We start from the raw sequence: 7,673 nt of genomic DNA on the forward strand, positions 1-7,673 counted from the left end.
GATGTCTCAGGTCAGTTGGAGCAGGCCGCGAAGCAGATCACGGCTCTCTTCGGGCCCCGGACTGTCCTGATGGAGCCGCGCCATGGCCTTTTCGTACTGAGCGACTTCCTCGCGCTTGTCCAGATAGAGCGCACTTGTCAGCTGCTCCAAATAGACAATGTCCGACAGATCGGATTCCGGAAAACTCAGCATCGTAAAGGAACCGCTCTCGCCCGCATGCCCGCCAAAACTGAAGGGCATCACCTGAAGCGTGATGTTCGGCTGCTCCGACATTTCGATCAGATGCCGCAATTGCGCCCGCATCACTCCGCGTTCGCCGTACGGGCGACGCAGCGCGGCCTCGTCCAGCACGGCATGGAAGCGCGGCGCCCGTTCGGAGACGAGGGCCTTCTGCCGCTCCAGCCGGAGCGCGACCCGGCGGTCGATCTCGGCGGCGGGGGCGCCGCGCATGCCGCGGGAGACGACGGCATGGGCGTAGGCCTCGGTCTGCAACAGGCCGTGGACGAACTGGACTTCGTAGATGCGGATGAGCGAGGCCGCCCCCTCCAGACCGATGTAGGTCTGGAACCAGCCGGGCAGCACATCTCCGTAACTGTGCCACCACCCCGCCACATTGGCTTCGCGGGCCAGGCCGAGCAGGGAGTCGCGCTCCGCCTCGTCCATGACGCCGTAGAGCGTGAGCAGGTCCTCGACGTCCCTGGCCTTGAAGCTCACCCGTCCCAACTCCATGCGGCTGATCTTCGATTCGGAAGCCCGGATGGAGTAGCCGGCCGCCTCGCGGGTGATGCCGCGCGAGTCGCGCAGCCGCCTGAGCTGTGAGCCCAGCAGGATGCGCCGCACCACAGATCCACTCGACTCGCCTGCCGCCACCGGTCCAACCCTCCCCATCGCTTCCTGGGCATCGGGGCTCCCCCTGAACCCCAAGAGCCGGATTCTGCCATCAAAACGCTTCAGCCCGTACTCATTCGATTACGGAAATGAGAAGACTTCCAGAAAGCTATGAAACTTCCCGTAGGAAGAAATGAGCAAGAACCGGCACGGGATCGGACAGGTCCGGCGCGTGCACGTGCATCTGCCCTTGCATCTGCCCAGCGCATTCGGAACCATGGACCCCGCGCACCTGCGTGCTCGTTCGTGTTGTGCCGCTGTACCACCGCAGTACCGCTACAGCCGCGAATCCCGGGAGTGCCTCGCATGGGGACGAATGGATCGACGATGCTCGAGCCGTTACGGCAGGGGCTTCCCCCCATCGATCCCTCAGCCGTCTCCGGATCGGCCACCTGCACCCTTCCGGCCCGGTACGAAGCCGTGGGCGGGGCCAGGCAGTTCACCAGAGCGACGCTGAACCGGTGGGAGCTGAGCGACCGCTTCGACGATGTCGCGCTCGTCGTCTCCGAACTCGTCACCAACGCCCTGCGGCACGCACTGCCTGCGGACGCCCCGAGAGACCCCCAGGACCCTCCCGTACGACTGCACTTGATGCGCTGGACCTCGCGACTGGTGTGCGCGGTGCGCGACCCCAGTCAGGAGAGCCCTGTCGCCGCCGAGGCCGCGGACTCCGCGGAGTCGGGCCGGGGACTGTTCCTGGTGGAGTCGTTCAGCGACAGCTGGGGCTGGCATCCGTCCCCCGTGCCGGGCGCGGAGAACCCGTCGGCCGAGGCACCGGCGCTGCGCGGCAAGGTGGTCTGGGCGCTGTTCCGGCTGTCCGGCGACGCGTGACGCATACGAGCCCCGGGCTCGTATGCGGGGCGCAGGACCGGTCGCGCGGGTGCGACGGTCAGTTTTCCGCTATCAGGTGGTCGAACTCCCCGTCCTTCACGCCGAGCAGCAACGCCTCTATCTCGGCCGGCGTATAGACCAGGGCAGGCCCGTCGGGATGGCGTGAATTCCGCATCGCCACATCCCCGTCGGGCAGTTTTGCGAACTCCACGCAAGATCCTTGGGAGTTGCTGTGCCTGCTCTTCTGCCAGACGACTCCGCGAAGCTCTGTGGCCGCCATGCCGTTGTACACGTGGTGCACAGGACGCTCCCCGAGTTGCAAGGTGCAAGTGTCAACTGTCTCGGATCATAGCTGTGTTCATATGCCTATGCATGAGCAGATGCACGTGCACGCGGGGTGTTCCTTTGATTACAGCTTTACCTTCCCCGTGTGCCCGCCCTCGCAGGAGACAGACGAACGGACCGTCTATTTGGCTCCCACGCCGGGCAGTTGCCCGGAAGTCGCCCCATGGGCTACCCCGTGATCCGCTCCGTGCTCCCTGGTAGTTTTGCGCGGTCTTTCGTCAACAAGGGGGAATTTCACGTGCAGAATCTCGTACGCACCGGCGCCGTCCTCGTCGCGGGTCTGGTCGCCGCAGTCACTCTGACCGGTTGCGGCAGTGACAGCGGGAAGAGCGATTCGGGCAAGGACGCCTCCGACGGGCAGGCGTCGGCGGCCGGTGGCGGCAGCGACTCCGGGGACAGTGGCGACAGCGGTTCCGCGGCCGACGCCTCGGCACTGGAGGGCACCTGGGCCGGGCTGACCGACGGCAAGGCCGTCGCCCTGTCCGTCGCATCCGGGAAGGCGGCGCTCGTCGCCGACGCCCATGTCTGCTCGGGCGAGGTGAAGGACATGGGCAAGGTGATGCTGGAGCTGAAGTGCACCGACGGCAATACCGACCGCACCATGGGATCGATCGAGTCCAACAACGGCAAGACGATCACCGTGTCGTGGGACGCCGGCGGCAAGGACACCCTGGCCAAGACCGATCCGGGTGCGCTGCCGACGGGGCTGCCGGGCCTGCCCACTCCCTGAGTGCCCGTCATCGGGACTGGGCCGAGCCCCTGAAGCAGCACTGCGTACGGGGCAGTTCCGGACGGTCCGTCCTCAGTTCCGTCCGGCACGGCCGGCTCCGGCCGAGCCGGCCGTGGAGCCGTCCAGGCCCTGGGGGAACTCCTGGAACGCGTCGAACGCGGAGCCGGCGGCGACCACCGGCCCGAAGAAGGCGAGTCCGACCCCGATGACCAGGGCGAGCCCGGCCGTACCGCGGATCGCGATGAGCGGTTCGAGGCGCCGCCGCTCGATCTTCAACCCCGAGCGGGTGGTCTCCTTCCGCGCCCGGAGCCAGCTCATGCCCCGAGCCTAGCCGGAATGCCCATCATCGGAACTTTTCGGCCATAGGGGCTCTCCGGACGTCACCTCGGGGCAGGTGCACCGTCCCCCGCCCACGGACGTGGCACCCGGCTGCGAGGTATCACGTTCGCGCACACCCCTACCGGGAGCCGTCGATGCCCGGCCTCCGCTCACTCATCCGGGCCCGGTCGGCGGCAGCCGTACCGTGCGCCCAGCCCTCGCCGTCCGACACTCCGCGCACCCGGGTGCTCGTCGTCTCCGGGAACATCCGGTCCGCGGCGTCGGTGACCGCCACGTCCCGCGCTGCAAGGACCGGGAGCAGATCGCCGGCGGCAGCTCCCTCCTCCGAGACCGAGGCCGCGGTCACCCGGGCGGTGTCGGCCGCGAGACGAGCGCCCAGCCGCTGGACGTACGCCATCAGGAAGGACTGACGGAACGTCTTGGTCCGCTTGCGTCCGCCGGCCCGCTGTCCCGCCTCGGCCTTCGCCATCGCCGCCGTGCCCTGGACCAGCAGGGAGGTGTGGAGCAGCTCCACGGCCGCCAGGTCCGGTTCGAAGCCGACGACCGTCGAGAAGCCGAGGTCGCTGTTCCACACCGCGCGGCAGCGGTTGGCCGAGGCGACGGCGTCGAGCAGGATCGCCTTCGCCGTCTCGTACGGGGCATCGACTCCGATCCGGCAGGCGCCCGGCGCCTCCTTGCTGTGCGTACGCGCGGCGAGAAGGGCCTCGTCGATGGAGTGCCGGGCCATCAGCTCCTGCGCCTTGGTGGTCAGGGCCTCCGCCTCCTCCGGGAAACCGGTCGCCTCCGCCTTCGCGAGCAGGGCGCGGATCCGGGTCAGCATGCGGGGCTCGTCGTGCGCGGGCGGCAGACGGAGCCGGTGGCCGGGGGCGCCGGGCGGCGGGCCGACCGGTTCGATCGCGGGGAGCCGGAGCAGCAATCGGTAGAGACCGAGCAGGGCGGAGGCGTAGGAGAACCGGTCGGGCCTGTTCCGGGGCGGCGGCGCGGGAAGCTCGGCGAGCTGGGACCGCCAGCGGGACGGCAGCTGCTCGTACCGTCCGGTCTCCGTGGTGATCAGGTCGGCGGCGAGGCCGGCCCGCGTCTCGTCGAGTTCGCGGCGGACGATCCGCACGACGTCGGCGGGCTGCCAGCCTCGCTCCCAGGCGCGCCGGACGAACTCCTCGCCGCGCCGGAACAGTTCCGCATCCGCCGTCGGATCGGCGGCGAGAAGGGAGGCACCGGTGTCGAGACCGGCGTCACCGTCCGAGTAGAGGGCTGCCGCGAATGCCTGGTCGATCACCGGTTCCATGAGGTCAGGGTAGGCAGGGCCGGGCTCCGGGGTATGCCTGGCCCTACCCCGGAGACGGGTTCTGGTGGTCGTGTCCGGCGGGCCCTGCCACGGTTCGATCGAAACCATGACTTCCGCCCCCGCGACCGACTCCACCGATGCCGCCGACGCCGTGCGGCTCCGCTCCGTACGACGCGCCTACGGAGACGTCGACGCCCTCTGCGGCATCGACCTCACCGTCCGCCCGGGCACCTTCACCGCCGTCATGGGACCGTCCGGCTCCGGCAAATCGACGCTCCTGCACTGCGCGGCCGGACTCGACCGGCCGACATCCGGCACCGTCGAGGTGGGCGGTACGGAGCTGACCGGGCTGAGTGAGCGCCGGCTGACTCTGCTGCGCCGGGACCGGATCGGCTTCGTCTTCCAGTCGTTCAACTTGGTCCCTTCGCTGACGGCCGCCCAGAACGTCGCGCTGCCGCTGCGGCTGGCCGGCCGCCGACCGTCCCGTGCCGACGTACGCGCCTCGCTCGCCCGGGTCGGTCTCGCCGACCGGGCGGACCACCGGCCCACCGAACTCTCCGGCGGCCAGCAGCAACGGGTGGCGCTGGCGCGGGCGCTGATCACCCGGCCCGCGGTGCTCTTCGGCGACGAACCCACCGGCGCGCTGGACAGCGAGACGAGCCGGCAGGTGCTGGTGATGCTGCGCGAACTCGTGGACCGGGAGCGGCAGACGATCGTGATGGTCACGCACGATCCGGTGGCGGCGGCCTATGCGGACCGGGTGGTCTTCCTGGTCGACGGGCAGGTGGCGGACGACCTGACCGGCCTCACCGCGGAACGGATCGCGACCTGGACGGCCTCAGGCCGAACAGGCACCCGGCAGAAGATCTCCGGCCGGACGACCCCCGTCCTGCCCGCTCACACGGAGGCGGCGTCGTGCTGACCGTCGCCCTGACCGCGCTGCGGACCCGATGGACCACCCTCATCGGCACCTTCGTCGCCCTCGCGCTCGGCGTCGGGCTGATCGCGACGATGGGGCTGGGACTGGCCTCGACGTTCGACGCCCCCGACCATGAGCCCCAACGGTTCGCCGCCTCCCAGGTGGTGGTGATGGGCAACGACACGCTGACCGTGCCGGTGCGGCGCGGAGCGTCCACCGCGCAGGTCACGCGGCGACTGGCTCATCCACACCCTGTGGACAGCGAACTCTTGAGCGACCTTCGGGCGCTCGGCCCGGTGACCCCGGCCGGGCGGGCAACCGGCAGCGGCGGCCCGGACGCCGTCGGCGTGGACGCTCCCGTCGCCGACGTACGCCGCGTCGTCGGCGACCGCGCCCAGGTCCTCACCGGCGACGGCCGCCGCCGCGCCGACCCGGCGACGGAGCGGGACGCCGAGGCGCTGCTGACCGTGAACGCCCTGCTCGGCACGGCGGGCGGTATCACCGCATTCATCTCAATCTTCGTCGTCGCATCGACGTTCGCGTTCGCGGTGGCCCTGCGCCGCCGAGAGTTCGGCCTGCTGCGCATGGCGGGCGCCACCCCCGGCCAGCTGCGGCGGCTGCTGCTGACGGAGGCGGCCGTGGTCGGCACGATCGCCTCGGCAGCCGGGTGCGCGCTGGGTCACTGGGGCGCGCCGCACCTTGCGCAACTGCTGGTCGACGGCGAGGCGGCACCCTCCTGGTTCACCATCCGCCCCGTGGCCTGGCCGCTGCACGTGGCCTTCTGGACCGGCCCGGCCGTGGCGCTGGCGGGCGTATGGGCGGCGTCGCGGCGAGCGGGCAGGATCGGCCCGGCCGAGGCGTTGCGCGAGGCCGACGTCGATACGGGCGTCCTGCCGCCCGTACGCCGGTTGCTGGGTTTCGCACTGCTCGCCGGTGCCGCGTTCCTGATGACGAAATCGCTGGTCACGGACGCGTCCGGGCTGCTGAAGCGGAAGACGTACACCACCCAGCCGATGGTGCTGATCACGGCTGCGGCCCTGCTCGCGCCGCTGCTCGTGCGTCCGTTGACCCGGCTGCTCCGTCTTCCCGGGGCAACAGGGATGCTCGTACGGGCGAATACGGCCGCGTCCCTTCGCCGCACCGCCGCGGTGGCCGCTCCTGTACTGATCACAGTGGCACTGGCCGGTTCGGTGCTGGGCTCCGCGACGACGGTGTCGCAGGCGAAGGCTGCCGAGGCGCGCGAACACACCCGGGCCGATCTGGTCGTGACAGGCGAGCACCTGAAGGGCTCGGAGGACTTGAAGGCGCGGCCGGTTCCCGGGGCGACGCTGTCCGCTTCGGCGTCGACCGCGGTCTTCGTACGGGAGGAGGGCACCGCCGTCATCAGATCGCAGGCGCGGGCGGTCGACGACGCGAGGGCTCTGGCGGCCGTCGAGCGGCTGCCGGTGGTGGCGGGCGACCTGCGCAATCTCGACGACCGCTCGATCGTCGTGAACGAGGAGTGGGAGCAGCGCACGGTCGGCACGACGGTACGGGTGTGGCTCGGCGACGGGCGGCCGGTGTCACTGCGGATCGCGGCGGTACTGGCCATCGGGGCGGGGAACAACGGGGCGTACGTCACGGCGGCGAACGCGCCGACGGCTCCGGTGGACCGGATCGACGTACGCCTCGCCCCCGGCGCGGACAGGGCGGCGGTCACGGCCGTCCTTCGCGGCACCGGGGGGACTGTGCGGTCGACGGATCAGTGGCTGGCCGCGACCCATCCGCGCACGAGCCCGCAGACGCGGCTCGGCCTGATCGTGGTGCTGGGCATCGCCCTCGTGTACACGGCGCTCGCGCTCGCCAACACCCTGCTGATGGCCGGTTCCGTACGGTCCGCGGAGCTGAACGCGCTGCGACTGGCCGGGGCCACCCGGCCGCAGGTGCTCGGGGTCGTCGCCGGGGAGACGCTGTTCGCCGTGGGGCTCGGCGCGGTGCTCGGCATGGCCGTGACCGCGGTGAATCTGGCCGGACTCGGCGCCGCGCTGGCCACGCTGTCCGCGCCGGTCACGGTGGCGATCCCGTGGCCGGTGGTGGGGGGTGCGGCCGGAACGTGTGCAGTGGTCGCGGTGGTGGCGGCCATGGCGCCGAAGGCCGTTCGACACGGGTGAATCGCCGCTCCCCACCCCCTCGGCCCGTCAGGCGATCGAGGACTGGGGGGCGGGGGGGCGAATCCCTCGGGTTTCGGGAAGGGGCGGGGTGGGGTGAAGCCCCCCCCCCCCCCCCCCCGCCCCCCCCCCCCCCCGCCCCACCACCACACCAAAAAAAAAGAATAACAAGCAGTAGGGGAAAGAAGC

The 7,673-nt window shown here is 70.7% G+C and carries 8 protein-coding genes; 4 read left to right on the forward strand and 4 right to left on the reverse strand.

The genetic code is table 11. The features are described from left to right. Positions 1–6 precede the first annotated feature (6 nt). Positions 7–888 (reverse strand): helix-turn-helix domain-containing protein, encoded by an 882-nt coding sequence (locus ACWCP8_RS33055; protein ID WP_352268469.1) that lies wholly within the window; start codon positions 886–888, stop codon positions 7–9. A 327-nt stretch (positions 889–1,215) separates the two neighbouring features. Here ACWCP8_RS33055 and ACWCP8_RS33060 point away from each other — a divergent pair, with 327 nt between their 5' ends. Next, positions 1,216–1,719: an ATP-binding protein gene (locus ACWCP8_RS33060; protein WP_352268468.1), complete on the forward strand. Its 504-nt coding sequence runs from the start codon at positions 1,216–1,218 to the stop codon at positions 1,717–1,719. 58 nt (positions 1,720–1,777) lie between these two features. Here the strand turns inward: ACWCP8_RS33060 and ACWCP8_RS33065 are convergent, their stop codons facing one another. Continuing rightward, positions 1,778–2,020 (reverse strand): DUF397 domain-containing protein, encoded by a 243-nt coding sequence (locus tag ACWCP8_RS33065; protein WP_030972273.1) that lies wholly within the window; start codon positions 2,018–2,020, stop codon positions 1,778–1,780. 282 nt (positions 2,021–2,302) lie between these two features. Between ACWCP8_RS33065 and ACWCP8_RS33070 the strand changes: the two genes are divergently transcribed. Next, positions 2,303–2,794: a hypothetical protein gene (locus ACWCP8_RS33070; RefSeq protein ID WP_382835253.1), complete on the forward strand. Its 492-nt coding sequence runs from the start codon at positions 2,303–2,305 to the stop codon at positions 2,792–2,794. 72 nt (positions 2,795–2,866) lie between these two features. On the opposite strand, the gene ACWCP8_RS33075 is transcribed toward ACWCP8_RS33070, so the two are convergent. Then, entirely contained in the window at positions 2,867–3,112 is a 246-nt protein-coding gene (locus tag ACWCP8_RS33075) for a hypothetical protein (RefSeq protein WP_451119907.1), read from the reverse strand. A 139-nt stretch (positions 3,113–3,251) separates the two neighbouring features. Then, positions 3,252–4,418: a DUF2786 domain-containing protein gene (locus ACWCP8_RS33080; RefSeq protein WP_451119900.1), complete on the reverse strand. Its 1,167-nt coding sequence runs from the start codon at positions 4,416–4,418 to the stop codon at positions 3,252–3,254. 106 nt (positions 4,419–4,524) lie between these two features. Here ACWCP8_RS33080 and ACWCP8_RS33085 point away from each other — a divergent pair, with 106 nt between their 5' ends. Continuing rightward, a complete protein-coding gene (locus ACWCP8_RS33085; RefSeq protein ID WP_352268464.1) occupies positions 4,525–5,340 on the forward strand; it encodes an ABC transporter ATP-binding protein in 816 nt (271 codons plus the stop codon). After that, positions 5,334–7,487 carry an FtsX-like permease family protein gene (locus ACWCP8_RS33090; protein WP_451119903.1) on the forward strand — a complete coding sequence of 718 codons (2,154 nt, stop codon included), beginning with the start codon at positions 5,334–5,336 and terminating at the stop codon, positions 7,485–7,487. The genes ACWCP8_RS33085 and ACWCP8_RS33090 overlap by 7 nt, the downstream gene beginning before the upstream one ends. The last annotated feature ends 186 nt before the right edge of the window (positions 7,488–7,673 follow it).

This window comes from Streptomyces sp. NPDC002206 (assembly GCF_053593595.1).

What these genes read in the sequence shown, in the direction of transcription:
- ACWCP8_RS33085 (WP_352268464.1), top strand. Translation starts at nt 4,525, where the DNA reads ATGACTTCCGCCCCCGCGACCGACTCCACCGATGCCGCCGACGCCGTG.
- ACWCP8_RS33055 (WP_352268469.1), bottom strand. Translation starts at nt 888, where the DNA reads ATGGGGAGGGTTGGACCGGTGGCGGCAGGCGAGTCGAGTGGATCTGTG.
- ACWCP8_RS33080 (WP_451119900.1), bottom strand. Translation starts at nt 4,418, where the DNA reads ATGGAACCGGTGATCGACCAGGCATTCGCGGCAGCCCTCTACTCGGAC.
- ACWCP8_RS33075 (WP_451119907.1), bottom strand. Translation starts at nt 3,112, where the DNA reads ATGAGCTGGCTCCGGGCGCGGAAGGAGACCACCCGCTCGGGGTTGAAG.
- ACWCP8_RS33060 (WP_352268468.1), top strand. Translation starts at nt 1,216, where the DNA reads ATGCTCGAGCCGTTACGGCAGGGGCTTCCCCCCATCGATCCCTCAGCC.